Raw genomic sequence first — 17,469 nt, 5'->3', positions numbered from 1 at the left:
TGCGGGAACCGACATCGGGAGGGAGGTCAGGACTTGTTTTGTCATAAGTGTGGATTTGTGGCGAATATTACAAAAAACAAGGTCTTGGAGCCAACACTATGTAGCGAAAAATAGATACATCTCGACTTTGAACACTTATTGAAGTGATGTTCAGCTATGCGGTTTGCGGCCGCAGCATTGGGACGTTGGGCTCGATGTCAGCTATGGGCCGGGTGCAGACCTCGCTCCATCTACCTCCAACGGCAGCTTCTCCTGCGTTGTGTGAGTTCAGACAAGCCGCAGTGAACGGCACGTATTCCCGAACCAGTCGTTGGTGCATAACGCGGCTTAGGTCAGCTTCAGGGAAACGGCACTGCAGCGAAGCAATATGTCACCGGGGCTGCAATAAGTCATTTTTTGCTGGCACGCGTGCTGAAGCTTATGGAGCAGGCGGTATGGGTGACGCCTGAGCATTCAACCCTTCGCTCTTTGGACTTGGCAAGGTGCGTACGAGCACAAGGGCAATGGCGGCAGACAGAGCTAGGGCGATGAAGGCGGGGGTATAGCTGCCAAAGCTGTCGAATACCCAGCCGGTCAGAATCGGCCCTAAAGAGCCGCCCAATGTGCCGAAAAACAGCACTGTGCCAAAGATCGCACCATGCGCGCGCATGCCGAAATACTCGGCGACAGTTGGCGAGACCACGACAAACAGAGCACCGTGGCCAAATCCATAGATCGCTACCACAACAAATAGCCCGCCATGCGCGGTGATCAGGGTCAGTGCAGCAAGACTGACAAGCAGCACCAGTAAACAGATCGTGTAGGCCATCTTGCCGCCGATCCGGTCGACGAGTGCGCCCATGGTTAAACGCCCTGCAATGCTGGCCGCGCCAATGACCGAAAGCATTGTCGCCGCGAGTGTTTGGGTCATGCCCAGATCTATGACATGGACTGCCAGATGAAGCGGCACCGACATCAGCGTAGGAAAGAACAGGAACTGCGTGGCGCAAAGCGTCCAAAACACCCGTGCAAGTGGCGCTTGGCGCGCCTCGACAAAGCTAGCACCAGTCATGATGTTAGAGGTGCCAGCCGCGGGTGCTGGCGGGCGCTGCATGGAGAGTGCGGCGATCAGCAGAAGGACTGACGCTGTGATGCCCAGCACAAACAGCGCTGTGCGCCAGCCATAGGCCACGATCAGCAGTGCAGCGATTGGGGGTAAGGCAATCTGACCGATGGCAGTGCCAACCTTTACTACCCCGCTCATGATGCCGCGACGCCGTGGAAACCAGCGTGCTATGGTCGACAGCGTGACCACATCATGGCTGCTTAACCCCAGACCGATAAGCGTGCCAAAGATCATCAGCAATTGCCATTGCGCGCTGACCTGGCTCATCAGTACAAAGCCAATACCATAAAGCGTGCCTGTACAGGCCAGCACGATGCGTGGCCCCAACGCGTCGCTTAGTCGCCCGCCCGGCATCGCAAGAACGCCCATGACAAAGAACGCCAGAGCCGAGCACGTTGAAAGAAAGGTGCGCGACCAACCAAATTCAGCCTCAAAGGATGGCAGAAACAAACCAAAGGAAAACAGCATTCCGATGACAGTAAATTGCGTCAGACAAGCGCCCAAGAGCACGATGTAACGGGGGTTTCCCATGAGACGTCCTTTGCTGGATTACGCCCAGACTAATGCAAATGCCAGTATTGCGCGGTAATGTCGATGTTGGAAACGCCCATTCAAGTACTTTCAACATCAACTCCCCTCACCAAGACGGTCGACCGAAAAGTTCGCATGGCCGGCACTGTTGTAGTGAAATTTCAGCGTGGCACGCGAAGGTACGTAATGTGGTGACTGCATTGCAAAGTGGGTGAGCGGGGGAATGTCTTCTTTGGGCCGCTCTCCCAACGCGGCGAAAACTTGATGCTTGACATGTTGGGTCAGAAAAGACTGCTCCCAAACGGTTCCGTTTGAAAGAAAATCAATTGCCCGGATGTCAAATTCTAAATCAATGGCATGCGTCGCTCTGCCATTGTGGCAAACCAACTGCAGCCTGCAGGAATGACCTCGTCGTTGAACTCATAAGACGGGTTGTGAAGATCTTCGCTGTCGCCGTTGCCAATAAACAGGTAGGCACCGGGACGCTCCAACAGCATCTCGGAAAAATCCTCTCCCCCCATTGTTGGCTCCAAATCGCGCTGAGCCACACCGGAGACAGCAAGAGCAACCTCTGCGGCAAGATCGGCCTCGCGTTCGTGGTTCACCAGCGTAGGGGGGCCGGAGACATGCGTCACCTCGGCTACCGCGCCGTAGCCAGCTGCAGTCGCCCTTACAAGGGCATCAATGCGGGTACGCACAAGGTGCTGAACCTCTGGTTCAAAAGTCCTTATCGTGCCGCGCATATGAACGGTGTCCGGGATCACGTTGTAGGTATCTGTTTCAGTGCGAAAGCCGCAGACCGAAACCACCACGTTCTCCATCGGGTTGATGTTGCGCGACGCGATGGATTGCAGTGCCACAACAATCTGTGACGCAACGAGGGTTGTATCCACACCCTTGTGCGGCATTGCGCCATGACCCCCTGTGCCACGTACGAGGATCTCGAATTTGTCCGGTGATGCCATCTGGGGGCCAGTGCGCACCGCAAAATCGCCGATTGGGATTCCGGGCATGTTGTGCATCCCATAGATTTCCTCGATGCCCCATCGATCCATCAGCCCCGCGTCGATCATCGCGCGTGCGCCTCCACCTCCTTCTTCAGCGGGCTGGAAGGCCAATACAACTCTGCCGTTAAAATTCCGCGTTTCAACCAAATATTTCGCTGCTCCCAAAAGCATCGATGTGTGCCCATCATGCCCGCACGCATGCATTTTGCCCGGAACAGTCGAGGCATGAGGCAGATTGGTCGCCTCCTGGATTGGAAGGGCGTCCATATCCGCGCGGAACCCGATTGTTTTGCCTGAGCCGACGGATTTGCCATTTATCACACCAACCACACCGGTTTCGCCGAAACCGGTCACGATCTCATCGCAACCAAATTGTTTTAGTTTTGATGCCACAAACGCCGCGGTTCGATGCTCTTCGAAACGCAATTCGGGATTGGCATGGATATCACGCCGCCAAGCTGAAATTTCGGGCAGCATTTCGGCGAAGCGGTTTAAGACAGGCATTTGTTTCCTCCATGCAAGTGCCTTTTCAGCCTGCGCTGAGTAGCGTGTATAGGCAAGTTGTTACACGCCGAACACCTTCGCAGCTAGAACGGTAGCATAGGAAGAATTAGCCATACACCGTAACCCACGGTTCAGGCCAACACCCTCACAAAGATGGGTGCCGCAGCAAAAGCGACATTGACGTCGATTTCTGGCGGGACACCAAAATGATACGACCCCACAATAAACGCGAATATCAAACAGAAAATTCATCCTATGAGCAATCTGGCCAAAACAGGTGCGCCGACAGGCGCTGACAAGCAACTGCGCGGCAACATGTTCTGCGTGCTCGCCATTGCCTTGTTTGCGACAGGCTTTCCTGCTGCTGAGGTACTATTAAACACTTGGGGCCCAATCTCGCTCATTACGATAAGAGCGGTGCTTGCCTGCGCGCTGCTCGTCCCGATTTGGATCATGGTTGACGGCTACAAGACAGTAATGGCTGCCCCCTGGTCTCGCGCATTGGGCATAGGCGCCATAGGGTTTGGTGTTGGCATGGTGCTGCTTTTAGTTGTTCAGGACATTACTGACCCCGTTTCTGCTGCATTGATAGCTGCGACGATGCCAGTCAGTGCAGTGTTACTGGAAATCCTGTTCGATGGTCGAAAGCTGACCCTGAACTTTGCTGCTGGGGCAGTGCTTGTTCTGGTCGGCGGGTTTATTGCCACAGGTGCTGAGTTGCGCGGCGGCACGTTTGGGTCTACCATTGTCTTGGGATGTTTTGCATCGATGATGTTTGCGTGCGGGTCCCGCCAAGCGGTCAAAGGGCTACCAAACATGTCTTCGCTGGGACAAACAGCCAGCACTCTGGTTGGTGCGATGCTTTTTTGCATGATCACATTTGTAGCGTTTGCTCTGATGGGCTGGGAGGGCACGCATGGCGCTGCATTGGGTCCATCGGGATGGTCATTGTTGATCATCTACGCTTGGGGTGCAATGGCGCTGAGTCAGGCTTTCTGGCTCCTTGGCGTCTCCCGGTTGGGCATTGGCATTGCATCTTTCCATCTAAATGCGTCACCGTTTTATGTGATGTTGATCCTGTTGATTACGGGCGGCAGTTGGGATTGGGGACGGGCACTTGGTGCAGCTCTACTTGGAGTCGGTGTCGTCCTTGCTCAAAGAAAGCGAAGTGTGACGCGCCATTCAGTACCAAGCGTACCAGGCGGCTAGATCGCTACTACAACCCCGCGCTGCAATCAGGAATAGACCTGACACTGCGGTCTGTGTATCGTTGCCCTTGCGGCCAATCGTCCCGATTGACCATTGGAGACGCAAAATAGCCATTTCACCGATCACGCCGCTCAAAGTGGCACAAGCGCCGAAAACTGCAGGCAATCTGCGTGGCATTGCGCTAATGGCGGCGGGCATGTTTCTGTTTTCGGCAGTCGATGCGATGGGGAAGTTCCTAACGGATACGATGCATCCAGTCCAGATTGTGTGGTTTCGTCAGCTTGGCCTTCTCTTTGGTGTCCTTGTTCTGATCGCCCTCAGAGGGCCTTCATTTCTGCGTTCAAGCAACCCAAAACTTCAAATCGGACGCGGTCTATTGGCTGCATGCTCAGCCACCTTGTTCATCGTTGGAGTTAGCTACGTTCCGTTGGCAGATGCCGTCGCAATCTCTTTTGTTGCTCCTTTCATGGTGACGGTTATGGGTGCATTGATCCTGCGCGAGCCTGTAGGCGTTCGAAGATGGGTCGCCGTCACGATTGGCTTTGTCGGCACGTTGATCGTCATTCGCCCCGGAATGGGCCTGATGCACCCAGCGGCGGGATTGGTGATCATTGCGGCCACTGCGTTCGCTTTGCGGCAAATTTTGTCCCGGGTTCTGGCTGGCGTGGACAACACGCAAACAACGGTCGCCTACACCGCGATCGTCTCTTGGGTACTGCTTTGTATCCCCTTTCCATTTGTGTGGCAGGCACCCGCGACCACCTTTGAGATCTGGTTGTTGATTGCGATGGCTGTCATTGCCGCCTTTGCTGAAACGCTCGTCATAGTGGCCCTAAGTTTGACGCAGGCCGTCGTGGTTGCCCCAGTCCAATACAGCCTGATCATCTGGGGAACGTTGTATGGCTTCTTCATCTTCGGGCAACTGCCAGATGCTTGGACTTGGATCGGCACCGTCATTATCGTTGCAACTGGGCTTTACACACTGAATCGGGAAAGGGCGATCACCCGAATGAAATAGTCGTGCTATTTCAACGAAGTGACCGGTTAGCAGGAGCGCTCTCGACATAATAGGGATGGCGGGAACTGACCGTCCGGTAACGACACTGAACGGTCAGTTTTGACCTTTTGCGTCTGGTATCTCAAGGCGTGGTGATGTCGCTTGGCAGCGTTGATGAATGCACGAAGAAGGGACACGGGTGCGAATCTCAAAAGGTCACAATGGTCTAGAAAATGCACATTTGCCTGATCTCAAATTTTGCGCCCGCAGCGAATGGCCGTTGAGAGCCCATTGTGTAAATTCATGTTTTGGGCTGTTCGCGCTCACAGCACGAAATTTGCTGCACAAACGTAAAGTGAGCCGCCGCAAAATGGTGAGACAACCGGTCATTCATGCGTATCGCAGGGACATCAAAATGCTTAAGTATTTAGTTGCTGCCAAAGTTTCAAATTTATCCTAAGAGAAAGTCAGCAGCCCGATCAGCGATCATCATCGTTGGTGCGTTAGTATTGCCAGACACCAGCGCGGGCATAATGGAGCAATCTGCAACGCGCAGACCTTCTATGCCATTCACCCTTAATTCAAGGTCGACAACGGAACTTGGCATAGGTCCCATACGGCAGGTGCCTGCGGGATGAAAGATTGTGCGCGCGTGTTCCCGTATGGCATCGTCGAGATTGTTGGATCCGACCCGGCTGTCGATGTCCGCGCCGGGCCAGATTTCTGTCCCGACTTTGTCCTTTAGCCCCATCTGTTCAAAAATCCGTCGCGCCAGGCGCACACCGCGCCGCAACGTGTCCAGATCGTCGATATGTCCCAAGGCATTGGATAGGAATTTCGGTGCGGAAGCCGCATCTTTGGAGGTCAGCCCAAGCCTGCCGCGCGACTTGGGGCGCATCGTCATCGGGTGAACTTGTACGGCATGGAAGGGCAACGGCGGCGCGCCAGGGGCACCCGGTGCGAAGGGCGCGAAGTTATATTGGACATCCGGCCGTCCAGCGCCATCCGTGTCAACGCATGCGCCTGCTTGCAACAAGTTCGACATCAGCAAGCCCCGTTTGAAGCCAAAGTAATTGATACCGTTTTTGATCGCCGCCAATCCACGGTCTGCACCGTACAGACCTTTTACACCTTCTAAGCGGCGCGTGACGGGTGCGCCGACATGATCTTGGTAGTTGCGCCCAACCTCATTGGCTTCGTGAATGATATCGATGCCATGCCGATCCAACTCATCCCGAGGGCCGATGCCAGAAAGCATCAAGAGCTTGGGGCTGTGGAAACTACCCGCGCACAGAATAATCTCGCGTCGGGCTTTAATAACACTGTCTTGGCCAGTTTGGTCCTTAGCCTCTATCGCTTTGGCGCATCTGTTTTGGATGCGTATCCGCTGTGCTTGAAAGTTTGTCAGGACCGTCAGGTTTTCGCGGTTCAACTCGGGGCGTAGAAAACAAGTCGCGGCGGAATGGCGTTGCCCATCAGAAGCGGTAACTTGATACCACCCTGCACCTTCTTGCTTGGCGCCGTTGAAATCATTCGTTCGGGGGATGCCCGCAGCCACTGCCGCCTCGATCACCATCTTCGAGACGGGATGCGGAGTCGCTGGATCATCGACGATCAGCTTGCCGCAGGTTCCATGAAAATCATCCGCAAGCCGCGTGTTCTTTTCTTGTCGCTTGAAGGTTGGCAGTACGTCTTTGTAGGCCCATCCGGTGCAGCCATGCTCGCCATCCCACTCATCATAATCGCGGTGCTGCCCGCGCATGTAGATCATCCCGTTGACCGATGATCCGCCGCCCAGAACGCGGCCCTGTGGCACAGGAAAGGGATTGCCATTTAACGAGGCATCTGGCTCAGAGACAACCGCGTCGGCATCCTCGCTTTGCAGCGCTTTGAAGAACGTTGCGGGAATGTGGATCCATCTGTTGGTGTCTTGTTTGCCGCGTTCCAACAAGGCCACGGTGCCATCGCTTTCAGCCGCCAATCGTGCCGCAAGAACGCATCCCGCAGCACCACCCCCGACGATGACATAGTCAAATTCCATAACCGTGCTCATGCCGTGGTATGTCTCGTTGGGTCAGAAATATACCGTTCAGTGTAGGGAAATTGGCTTTCGCGCGCAGCAAGCGCGTCTTTCCAGTGAGTATCAAATGCCTCAAGGTCTTGTGGCGTGAACAAACTGCCAGCGTCTCCAACGCGACCCTTGCGAATGATCTTGCCGTTTGGATCGGTAAAGCGGTTCTGACGGGCCGGATAGAATTTATGGTTGATCGCTTTCATTGCCTCAACAGAGGTTAAGCGCGCGATCTTTTCAAGTTGTTCGTCGGATAAAGCGATGCCCAAAAACTGGGCAATCTGACTAATTGCTCCGATGCTGACCCGCTTAACATCTTCAAAGCAAAGAAACAGCACGTTGGGGTTTTGACTGACTTGATACCACTCGTCAGTAAAGGCATCCCAACGACCAAAATTCGGATGTTCGGATCTGAAATGCGCAAGCCAAACATCCGGTGGCGGCATTGTGGCTCCGAAGACCAAGCTTTTGAAAAAGTGATAAGCGGAGGTCGCACAATCCTTTGGATCACGCGTCACGGCGATGTATTTTGCGGCTGTGTTTATGGGAATGTGACTTGCCGGAAGGTGGGATTTGATCACCCGCAGGCCCGTCGGCGTTTGCCTAACGCTGTTGTCATTTACATTGATCCAGAACCGTGGCTCCGCAGCATCGGGCCATGGAATGACGTCTTGGATGTGCGCGAAGTCAGCCGCACCAAGATGACAAATCTGATGGCAGACGTGCATGATCCAGTTGGTACCTGCTTTGAAATACGCGGAGACAACGACGTCGCCTTGGCCGGGTGCATAGTGCGTGAAAGCATCCCGGTTGCGGTTCATGTGCTTTGCCACTTTGTTGAGCTGGCTCTCGTATGCCTTGTGCCCGATGAATGCCGCCGAAAGCCGGCTCTTGGTGCTGATGGCATGTGCGATGATCGGGCTCATTGCGCGGCGCATAGGTGCTTGGTTAAGCTCGACGCTTGAGCGCGCTTTGCGCGCGTCTTGGACGGTCCATTCAAGGGGGGCATCCCGTGGTTTCATGGCGTTGCGATGTTGAACCAAAGGTCGAACGTGTCGTGTAGGTTCAGCCACTCCGTCAGCGCATTTTTGTCGCCAGTAACGGCTAGCTCTTCCGCTCTTACAGTTCCTGCAGCAAGCGCCTCCAGCTCAGTGGCTTTGAGAGAGATGGTGCAGTCGATAGTACTGGACGTATCGCTGATGCGCGCAAATTCGGTTTGTCGCGCGACGCTGACTGTGACCGCTTCACCGTCCACATTGAACCGGATCGCAAGGCTAACATCGCGCGCTTTGTCGCTGTTCAAGCGCACCGCCATCGCATCAAACCAGTCCTTGAGGCCAAGCGTTGCCGCAAGATCACTGTTGCGCCCGCCAGCGCCAGCAAGACGCGGTGCTCCGTGTTCCAACTCTCGCGCGCCAGAGAGGTAAATGTTGCGCATAATTGCGCTTTCTTCACCGTAGGCCATTTTGCGATAGACCTCTGCGAGGGGGGCTTTGGCGCTGCTTTCATGCGCGAAGACCGCATGGTTCAACAAAGTTGCTGCCCATTGCAAGTTACCCTCAGACACCGCCTTTTTGGCGAGGTCCAGAACGCGGCGCACGCCACCTAAGGCGTCCACAAAATGTGCGCCAAGTTCTTCAGGTGGGAGTGGATTTAGACTCAGCGGGCGACCATCGAAAAAGCCGTAATACTTTTGATAGGTCGCACGGGCATTGAACGCGAGTGTGCCGTAGTAACCACGCGCATTTAGCGCTTCGCTCAGGAAATCGGGCTCCTCTAAGGCAGCGGCAATTTCATCCGGTCCCATCCCATGATTTGCCAGCCGCAGTGTTTGATCATGCGTGAACTTATAGATGTCTCGCTGCTCCAACATAAACTGCTCAACATTGCTCTGGCCCCAAACAGGCCAGTTGTGACAGTTGATCAGAATATTAGTGCGATCCTTGAAGCGGCAAAGTGCATCATCGATTACGCGTGCCCAAAGCAACGGGTCGCGCACTTCTGCACCGCGCGGCGTGAGAACGTTGTGCATGGTTTGCGTACAGACCTCCGCCATGCACAGCACGCCATGATCGGGCAGTAAGAAGGTAAACTCGGCAGGAGCCTCGGTGCCGGAGGCCATCAGAAACTCGAACACAACTCCGTCGATGACGCGCGTCTCGCCCGTAGCCTTGATGTAGTCGGTCGGCACCACAAAACCGCGAGTGCCGCGCGCCACGGTCTTGCCAATCCCGCCGTCAATCATGCCCTCTGGGCCGATTGGCAGTGCCATGCCAAATTGATCAACCGCGCGGCGCGATGTGTGGTTGCCGCCCAGCACGCCTTCAGCAGCGGCATAATCCATGAAGTGTTCGGGTGCGAATATCGGCGGGTTGTCCGAGGTCACACCGCGCAGACCAGCAAAATGATCAGGATGCGTGTGCGTCACCAAGACTGCGCTGACGGGGCGATGACCCAATGTGTCATTGACCAAAGCTAGTGCCGCAGCAGAACTCTCAGCTGTCATCAGTGGGTCGATTAAAATCCAGCCCGTCTCGCCGCGTATGATCGTCATATTGGCGTAGTCACAACCACGTGCCTGCCAGACGCCATCAGTCACCTCAAACAACCCATGTTTGGCGTTGAGTTGCGCGTGCCGCCACAACGAAGGGTTGGCCGTATCAGGGCAGTCGGCTTGCAAGAAATCAAACCAAGCTGGATCCCACACAACACCCCCGTCCGCGCGCATCACTGGACCTTTAAGCGACGCGAGCCATCCGCGCGACGCATCTCGCTCTGCGTTTTCCCGAGCGAGGGGCAGGCGGGCTGCAACAGCTGCGTTTGCCTTGAGTGTGTGTTCTGAAACCACTTCTGTCACTCCGGCAAGGTTATCTGTTTGCAAGTTCGGGCAGGAACGTCGCAACCGATGGTACGGCAATGATCAGCACGATCAACGCAATAAGGGCGATGCAAAACGGCAGGACGCCTGCGAAAATCTGCGACAGCGGCACATGAGGCACGACGCCGCGAATAATAAAGACGTTCATGCCAAGTGGCGGTGTGATCAACGCGAGCTCCACGACGAGAACGACGAGCACGCCGAACCAGATCGGATCAAACCCCAGCGACATTACAATCGGGAAAAAGATAGGGATGCTGAGGATGATCATTGCCATCGTATCCAGAAACGCGCCCAAGATGATGTAGATGCCCACGATCACCAAAATTGTGCCAAGCGGCGAGAGGCTCAGACCTGTAATCCACTGTCCTAACAAAACGGGCGTGCCGCTGAGCGATAGAAATCCTGCAAATAGGATAGCTCCGATCAGGATTAGGAAAATCATCGACGTGGTTTGAACGGTCTCAATCAAGCATTCGCTGATCAATTTGAGGGTGAGACGCCGCATCACAACGCCTAGAAATAACGCGCCTACTGCTCCAAATCCTGCGGCCTCGGTCGGGGTGAAGATACCTGCATAGATGCCGCCGATAACCATGATGAACAACAAAAGTGTCGCCCAGACCTTTTTGATCGAAGACCCTTGTGGCCCCTTCTCGAAATCATCTGCCAGTTGCGCCACATCGGGTGCAGCGGCAGGGTTGATGCGTGTCATCACTACGATCGTGACCATAAAAAACAGCGTGAGCAGCAAACCTGGAACGATGCCCGCGATGAACAGATCACCAATGCTGGTCTCGGTCAAAATACCATAGATCAGCATGATCACGCTGGGTGGGATCAACACGCCAATGGTACCACCCGCAGCCAAGGCTCCTGTGGCGAGTTTGTCGCTGTAACCGAATTTGGCCATCTGCGGTAGCGCGACTTTGCCCATCGTCGCTGCTGTCGCGATGGACGATCCGCACACCGCACCAAAGGCAGCACAAGCGGCAATGCTTGCATGCGCCAAGCCGCCCTTGCGTCGTCTGAGCCATGTGTTGAACGCTGAGAATAGGTCCGTGGAGATGCCTGATTTCGTCGCAAATGATCCCATCAGAACAAACAAAGGGATAACGCTGAGCGAGAAGTTTTGCGCGCTTTCATAGACCGAAAGCCCCGCGAGCGCCAAAGCACCATCCTGCCCAATAATCATTGTCGTGCCAAAAAGGGCAGCACCTGACATCGCAAGACCAAGGTTGGCCCCAAGAAACAACACAAAGAACAGCAGTGCAAAAACGACGGGTACAAGTGTTTCAATCGGCATTGGTTTGATCCTGTGGCCCGATAACGTCGCGGATCAAGCGCAAGACCAGCAACACAAAAAATACTGCAAAACCGATAAGCATCAGGATTGCTGCGGGCCAGTAAGGCAACTTGAGGATCATGGTGAATTCTTGCTCGGCCATAACGTCCACAGTCTTGGTAAACAACTGGTTGAGAAGCAGACCCGCTACGCCCACAGCAAGCAGGGAATTTACGATCATCGAGCTACGTTTAAGGAGCCTAGGAAACAGGCCTTGAAAGGTTTCGACCACGATGTGACTGCGATTAAGTTCAGTCACGGCCAGACCGCTAAACACCAGCACACCCATCATCAACGACACCGTTTCCACGGTACCAATCAACGAGCGGCCCAAGAAATTGCGGCCGATAACGTCGACAAACGTCATTGTCATAATCGCTACAAGTGTCAAAGCAGCGAACCAGGCAAGCCCAAGTGCGGCTTGCCTGCTCAGTTTTTCTACAAATGTCAGCACGCGCTTTACTTCAGCGATGCCGCGATGTCGTTGAAGTTCTTCATCAACGCGGCACCATCCAGACCAGCCTCGTTCGCTTTGGCGATCCAGTCATCTGCAAAGACACGGGTCATGTCGAACAGTTTGGCTGTGTCTTCTTCGGACATCGTTGTGATGGTGTTGCCCGCTGCTTCTGCCTGCGCCAATCCGACGGCTTCCTGTTCGTCCCACTTTTGCGACAGAAACTTGGTGCCCCATTCGCCGGAAACGGAGGTCACGGCTTCCTTTTGTGCATCGCTCAACTTGTCCCAAGTTTTGGGGTTCATGGTCATCCAGAAGATACCCGAATATGTGCCGCCTGGGATGACCAGATGATGTGAGGACACTTCATCTAGGCGGAAGCCTTTCACCGATTCCCATGGGAATTGCGACACTTCAATCGTGCCTTTGGACATCGCTTCGTTAGTTTGTCCCGGAGGCATGCCAACCGGCACTGCGCCCAACATTTCTGCAATGCGTACACCGTTGCCACCCGCACGAATTTTGAGACCGTCGAAATCAGCGAATGAAGTCAGCGGCACGGCACTGTGATAGAGGTGCGGCGCATGGGCGAAAAACGCGAGCAACTTGGTGTCGCTTGTGTCCTCTGCAATAAAGCCATTGCCTTCATACCAGCGCCATGCGGCGACGGCGGCCGCCTCAGCACTTGAGGCCGCGAAGGGCACTTCGGCTGCGTTCAACTTCCAGAAACGTTTGGGCTGAAATGCGGCAACAGAATAGGCGATATCGACGATTCCGTTCTTTGCCAGATCATATTGGCCGTTCGGCTTTGCCAGCGGTGCTGACATGATCTCGACTGAGATTTCGCCGCCTGATGCTTTTTCGAGCTCATCGGCCCAAGCACTTAAAGTGTCTGTCATGTGATGCACTGGCGGTAGCCAATTTGCGACGCGCAATTTAACCTCTTGCGCATGTGCGGCGATTGGCAATGAGGACGCAAGTGCAGTGATCAATGCGACCTTTATCAACCCTCTTCGTTTCATTCTTTTTCTCCCTTTTTGGTCTTTGCGCCAACTTTTGTGCTGGTGTCAGTTAAAAGCCAGCGTAGGAGCCAGTCGCAAATCGAGTCAATAAAAAAGAATCTGAGTTCATGTTCTTTTCTCTTTGACATGGGCTGCGTTTGGCAGATTTACTAAGGCAAAGGAGACCGGATTGTTTTGATGGACGGTGATACACTTTCTTTACGCGGGGACATCCCTGGCGTCTTCGAGACGCGTCAAAACCGCAGCGTAAGAACGCGTGACGGCTTCATCAATGCGGGTATTGAGGCGCTGCAAACGCGGCGTTTGGATGATTTGAAAATTACTGAACTCGCGGCGGTTAGCAATAATTCGGTGGGCAGTTTTTACACCCGTTTTCAAGACAAGGATGCCTACTTTAGAGCGCTGAGCGCTTATGCGTCACAGGGGATCAGCCATGAGTTCGAAGCGGCGTTTACCGCTGACAGGTTGCGCCAGTTAGGTCCGGGCGAGGGGCTCGATGCGCTGGTCGATCTGATTGGTGCGATCTTTAGCAGCAAGTTTCGCGGCGTGCTTCGCGAGACCTATTTGCGCATAATGGATGAGGATGATCCATGGGCCCCCTTTCGCACCACGGCCAAGCAAACGTTGCAGAAGCTGCATGAGGGCTTAGGTGACGCTTTTCCACACTATGGAGCTGATGAAACGAAGACACGGCTGAGTTTCTGCTTTCAGCTGATCGTGGGCGTCATCCAGAATGATCTTATCAACAAGAACCACGTGTTCACGCTCGAAGACGGCAGCGTTTCAACAGGTCTCAAAGAAACCTTGCGGGCCTACATGGACGTGCCCCTTAAGCGTTAGGAAAACGTATGAGCAAGCAACCAAACATCATTCTGATTTTCACTGATAACCAGCAAGCCGCCACCTTGGGCTGCTATGGCAATGATGAAATACACACGCCAAATTTGAACAAGCTGTCCGAGACTGGCGTGACGTTCGATAATGCTTTTTGCCCCAATGCATTCTGTTCGCCTTGTCGTGCATCTGTGCTGACGGGTATGCTGCCATCGCAGCACGGGGTGCATTCTTGGATTGATGATCGCAAGATGGCAGAGTGGCCTAGCGATTGGCATTCCCTTGATGGGTTGGATACTTTGCCTAAAGCGTTGAAACATCAAGGCTACGCGACAGCGCTTGTTGGCAAATACCACCTCGGCCAACCTACATCGCCCGCTGAAGGGTTCGACAATTGGGTTACGTTAGAAGACGGCCACGTGCGCAGCTTTTACCGCAACAAGATTTTCGACAATGGTGAGGTCTATGATCAACCCGGTCACTCAGTCGATTTCTTCACCGACAAAGGTGTCGAATTTATCGAACAGCAGACCGAGGCTGAAACGCCGTTCTTCCTCTACCTCCCTTATCCCGCGCCTTATGGGCATTGGCCTGCGACCAAAGAAACAGATGAGAACCGCCACACAGCGCGTTATGCGGATTGCCCGATGAATTCGATTCCGCGTCAAGGGCTGAGCAAGGCGGCGGTAGATGGGTATATGCTGCGCGCCTCTGATGCGTCCGAGCATCTGGATTTTTCCATGCTGATGCGTGCGCCCAATGACCTTGGCACCCTGCGCAATTTCTATTCGCAAATCTCTATGGTGGATGACGGTGTGGGTAAAATCATGGAAACGCTGGACCGGCTTGAGATCGCGGATAGCACGCTTTTGATCTTTACCACGGATCACGGGTTATCCACGGGCGAACATGGCTTTTGGGGGCATGGTGCTGCAACGCTTCCCTCAAACCTGCACCACGCCGCGCACAACATTCCGATGATCATGCGTCAGCCGGGCACGACCGAAGCAGGGCTGCGGAGTAAATTGATGGCGTCCAACATGGATGTCTTCGCGACCATTCTGGATCACGCTGGCATCGAGCCAAATGAAACTGCGCTGCCCAGTCGATCGCTTCTACCGATCATCAGCGGATCAGACCTGAGCGATTGGGGGGCGGATGTTGTGTTCTCCGAGCAAGAGGAAACACGCGTGATCAGAACGCCAAAGTGGGCGTTCTTTAAACGGTTCGAAGGTGCGCAAAAAAAGTTTATCGATGAGTTGTTTGATGTCGAAAGTGATCCCGGGGAGACGCAGAACTTAGCCGCTGATCCGGCCTTTGCAGAGATTGTTTATGCCTTAAGTGAGCAATTGGCAGCTTTCTTTGAGACCTATGCCAACGCCCAAGCCGATCTGTGGAAAGGCGGGCAACCCATACAGCACAGTGAACGCGTACAATACTGGCGCGACACATGGGGTGACGATTGGCAGCCCGTTTACGCCTATGACTAAAGCTAACGCGTGTTGTGCACCTCTTGTTGGTGCAAAGGTTCATCAGCAAAACAAGAAAATTTCAAAAGCCACTTCTGCCCAACCTCACGATTTTGTCTCTCTTGCAGGTGGCTCATTTGCAATGGGGGCCGCAGATGGCCCGCATCCCGAAGACGGCGAAGGGCCTGTGCGGGAGGTCACGCTCGATCCTTTTGCTTTGGCAGGCCTCACAGTAACCAACGCTGCGTTTGAGACATTTGCGCAGGACTCAGGTTACGTCACACAGGTAGAACGCACAGGATCATCTTTCGTTTTTGAGCAGTTGGTGCCGACAGGAACTGCGATCAAAAGCGTTGTGAGCCGAACAGCATGGTGGCAGGAAATCGAAGGTGCCAACTGGCGCACACCCTATGGTCCGAAGGGACTGCGCGCGGACGCGTTGCCCAAGCATCCGGTTGTGCACATCACCCTCTTTGATGCGCTCGCTTATTGCGATTGGGCAGGTACACGCTTGCCTAGCGAAGCCGAATGGGAATTCGCCGCCAGATCGGGCTTGACGTCAAAACCATTTCCTTGGGGGGACAGCTTGCTCAAAGAGGGCGTACTTCAATGCAACATCTGGGAGGGTCAATTCCCGTATGAGAATACCGCAGATGACGGCCATATCGGCCCTTCTCCCGCGAAGTGTTTCGAGCCGAACAGCTTCGGACTTTATGCAATGACAGGGAATGTCTGGGAATGGACTGCTGATCGTTTTACAAACCTGCACTCGCCCAGGCGGGTAAGCAATCCAAAGGGTCCGTTGAACGGGGGGGTGTATGTGGCGAAAGGAGGCTCTTACCTATGCCACGCCTCTTATTGCATGCGCTACCGGACTTCATCGCGCCAAGGGTTGGACCCAAGAACAGCGACCGGACACATTGGATTTCGCGTTGCGGAAAAGAAGAAGTGAGAGTTTGCATTATCTCGTAGCCGCGACCATTAGCATTTATCGCAATGTAAGAAACGCAAACTTTAGACTTGATAATAACCTGTTGGATCCTGCCAACAGAGCCCATTGGCAAGGGCCGCTTCGATGATTTTGAGTGCCCTGCAGTAATTTACCTGCCGCGAGCCCGAAGCGATGCTGCGTTAGCGATAGCCGCACGTGCAAAGGCCTGCTTCGTCCGTGTTGTGTTATTTCAGACAAGCCGAAGCGAACGGCACGTATTCCCGAACCAGTCGTTGGTGCGTAACGCGGCTAAGGTCGGCTGGGTGCGGAGTGATCAGCCATCGCGTGGCGAACAGCTTGCTCGTTTCGCGAGGCCTGCCGCGCCATGACGATGGACACCCCTATAGGGGGTTGTCCGTGTCTGTCCGTCTGCATTGGGCGCTGACACGGGTCGGACGTGTCCGCTAGATGGGAGGGCGTCCGGTTAATTGGCACCCTCGGCATAGAGGGGGCTTCGAGGTACCGATTGCTGAACAAGACTACCTGATTGCTCATAAAACCAAACAGAGCAGTGCTGTCGCTCAGGCTTATGGATCAGCTTATCCTGCTAGGAATATGTTGGAGAACCAGCTTGCTGCGCTTGCCTGTGAGGACTGGGGTGACTTCCGTACCTGATTTGGTTGGTGGTGACCCATGAAGCCCAAGGACAAACCTTCGGTAATTACTCTGATGGTCTCGCTCTCAAGGGACTTCGCGAGGCAATCAACCACGTAGACTGGTCGTTACACTAGGGATAGCACTGAGGCTCACACAGACACCCGTACAGGCCGAACTACACCAGTCGATACGTGTTCCCCTCTGACACCACAGCCCCTGCATACGCATCTCTGATGAGCATCGTGGGTGGTTGTGTTAATGCTGGTGGTGGTTATTCATCTAACACCGATTAGCGCTTATCTTCTAAGCGGCTGATGGAAAAGCGAAGGAGTGATGCAGATGTCTGGGATAAAGCCACAAGAAGAGGACACAAGCCTCACTGGTTTATTTAATGCTATAAAATTTCAGCTTGCGGGGATCACAATAGCATTTTTGGCAGGCAGTGTGAATTACGC

General features: G+C 54.2%; 13 protein-coding genes. 5 read left to right on the top strand and 8 right to left on the bottom strand.

Going from position 1 to position 17,469, the window contains the following annotated elements; all coding sequences use genetic code 11:
- Positions 1 to 418: 418 nt before the first annotated feature.
- Positions 419 to 1,636 (bottom strand): MFS transporter, encoded by a 1,218-nt coding sequence (locus QZ280_RS14950; RefSeq protein WP_293445667.1) that lies wholly within the window; start codon positions 1,634 to 1,636, stop codon positions 419 to 421.
- Positions 1,637 to 1,980: 344 nt separating this feature from the next.
- Entirely contained in the window at positions 1,981 to 3,147 is a 1,167-nt protein-coding gene (locus tag QZ280_RS14945) for a M20 aminoacylase family protein (RefSeq protein ID WP_293445664.1), read from the bottom strand.
- Between the two features lie 255 nt (positions 3,148 to 3,402).
- On the opposite strand from QZ280_RS14945, the gene QZ280_RS14940 reads away from it, so the two are divergent.
- Together QZ280_RS14940 and QZ280_RS14935 are read left to right on the top strand one after the other, a co-directional pair.
- Positions 3,403 to 4,356 carry a DMT family transporter gene (locus QZ280_RS14940; protein WP_293445661.1) on the top strand — a complete coding sequence of 318 codons (954 nt, stop codon included), beginning with the start codon at positions 3,403 to 3,405 and terminating at the stop codon, positions 4,354 to 4,356.
- Between the two features lie 136 nt (positions 4,357 to 4,492).
- Entirely contained in the window at positions 4,493 to 5,374 is an 882-nt protein-coding gene (locus QZ280_RS14935) for a DMT family transporter (RefSeq protein WP_293445658.1), read from the top strand.
- A 430-nt stretch (positions 5,375 to 5,804) separates the two neighbouring features.
- Here QZ280_RS14935 and QZ280_RS14930 read toward each other — a convergent pair whose 3' ends face one another.
- From QZ280_RS14930 to QZ280_RS14905, 6 genes are read right to left on the bottom strand one after another with little or no spacing between them, the layout of a single operon-like run.
- On the bottom strand, positions 5,805 to 7,406 hold the full coding sequence (locus QZ280_RS14930; RefSeq protein ID WP_293445656.1) for an FAD-dependent oxidoreductase: 1,602 nt from the start codon (positions 7,404 to 7,406) through the stop codon (positions 5,805 to 5,807).
- Positions 7,403 to 8,446: a sulfotransferase domain-containing protein gene (locus QZ280_RS14925; protein ID WP_293445655.1), complete on the bottom strand. Its 1,044-nt coding sequence runs from the start codon at positions 8,444 to 8,446 to the stop codon at positions 7,403 to 7,405. Before QZ280_RS14925 ends, QZ280_RS14930 begins: the two co-directional genes overlap by 4 nt.
- Entirely contained in the window at positions 8,443 to 10,272 is a 1,830-nt protein-coding gene (locus tag QZ280_RS14920) for an alkyl sulfatase dimerization domain-containing protein (RefSeq protein ID WP_293445654.1), read from the bottom strand. Before QZ280_RS14920 ends, QZ280_RS14925 begins: the two co-directional genes overlap by 4 nt.
- A 19-nt stretch (positions 10,273 to 10,291) precedes the next feature.
- The gene (locus QZ280_RS14915) at positions 10,292 to 11,608 is read right to left on the bottom strand and encodes a TRAP transporter large permease (RefSeq protein WP_293445653.1); all 1,317 of its coding nucleotides are present in this window, start codon (positions 11,606 to 11,608) and stop codon (positions 10,292 to 10,294) included.
- Entirely contained in the window at positions 11,598 to 12,101 is a 504-nt protein-coding gene (locus tag QZ280_RS14910) for a TRAP transporter small permease (RefSeq protein ID WP_293445651.1), read from the bottom strand. The genes QZ280_RS14915 and QZ280_RS14910 overlap by 11 nt, the downstream gene beginning before the upstream one ends.
- A 5-nt stretch (positions 12,102 to 12,106) precedes the next feature.
- On the bottom strand, positions 12,107 to 13,123 hold the full coding sequence (locus QZ280_RS14905) for a TRAP transporter substrate-binding protein (RefSeq protein WP_293445648.1): 1,017 nt from the start codon (positions 13,121 to 13,123) through the stop codon (positions 12,107 to 12,109).
- A gap of 177 nt (positions 13,124 to 13,300) precedes the next feature.
- Between QZ280_RS14905 and QZ280_RS14900 the strand changes: the two genes are divergently transcribed.
- Genes QZ280_RS14900 through QZ280_RS14890 form a run of 3 tightly spaced genes read left to right on the top strand, consistent with a single transcriptional unit; the run spans position 13,301 to position 16,378 of the window.
- Positions 13,301 to 13,963: a TetR/AcrR family transcriptional regulator gene (locus QZ280_RS14900; RefSeq protein WP_293445645.1), complete on the top strand. Its 663-nt coding sequence runs from the start codon at positions 13,301 to 13,303 to the stop codon at positions 13,961 to 13,963.
- Positions 13,964 to 13,971: 8 nt separating this feature from the next.
- Complete coding sequence (locus tag QZ280_RS14895; RefSeq protein WP_293445642.1) at positions 13,972 to 15,447, top strand: sulfatase-like hydrolase/transferase; 1,476 nt, start codon at positions 13,972 to 13,974, stop codon at positions 15,445 to 15,447.
- Positions 15,440 to 16,378 (top strand): formylglycine-generating enzyme family protein, encoded by a 939-nt coding sequence (locus QZ280_RS14890; RefSeq protein ID WP_293445639.1) that lies wholly within the window; start codon positions 15,440 to 15,442, stop codon positions 16,376 to 16,378. The genes QZ280_RS14895 and QZ280_RS14890 overlap by 8 nt, the downstream gene beginning before the upstream one ends.
- Positions 16,379 to 17,469: the final 1,091 nt, after the last annotated feature.

The sequence above is a fragment of the Planktotalea sp. genome (assembly GCF_018607995.1).
In the GTDB taxonomy this organism is placed as follows: Bacteria; Pseudomonadota; Alphaproteobacteria; order Rhodobacterales; family Rhodobacteraceae; genus Planktotalea.
The sequence above is the reverse complement of the archived record's forward strand: the minus strand, read 5'-3'. Positions and strand labels throughout refer to the sequence as shown.

Excerpts from the sequence above, each read along its gene's own strand:
- QZ280_RS14950 (WP_293445667.1), bottom strand. The coding sequence starts at position 1,636 with ATGGGAAACCCCCGTTACATCGTGCTCTTGGGCGCTTGTCTGACGCAA.
- QZ280_RS14945 (WP_293445664.1), bottom strand. The coding sequence starts at position 3,147 with ATGCCTGTCTTAAACCGCTTCGCCGAAATGCTGCCCGAAATTTCAGCT.
- QZ280_RS14940 (WP_293445661.1), top strand. The coding sequence starts at position 3,403 with ATGAGCAATCTGGCCAAAACAGGTGCGCCGACAGGCGCTGACAAGCAA.
- QZ280_RS14930 (WP_293445656.1), bottom strand. The coding sequence starts at position 7,406 with ATGAGCACGGTTATGGAATTTGACTATGTCATCGTCGGGGGTGGTGCT.
- QZ280_RS14925 (WP_293445655.1), bottom strand. The coding sequence starts at position 8,446 with ATGAAACCACGGGATGCCCCCCTTGAATGGACCGTCCAAGACGCGCGC.
- QZ280_RS14915 (WP_293445653.1), bottom strand. The coding sequence starts at position 11,608 with ATGCCGATTGAAACACTTGTACCCGTCGTTTTTGCACTGCTGTTCTTT.
- QZ280_RS14905 (WP_293445648.1), bottom strand. The coding sequence starts at position 13,123 with ATGAAACGAAGAGGGTTGATAAAGGTCGCATTGATCACTGCACTTGCG.
- QZ280_RS14900 (WP_293445645.1), top strand. The coding sequence starts at position 13,301 with ATGGACGGTGATACACTTTCTTTACGCGGGGACATCCCTGGCGTCTTC.
- QZ280_RS14895 (WP_293445642.1), top strand. The coding sequence starts at position 13,972 with ATGAGCAAGCAACCAAACATCATTCTGATTTTCACTGATAACCAGCAA.
- QZ280_RS14890 (WP_293445639.1), top strand. The coding sequence starts at position 15,440 with ATGACTAAAGCTAACGCGTGTTGTGCACCTCTTGTTGGTGCAAAGGTT.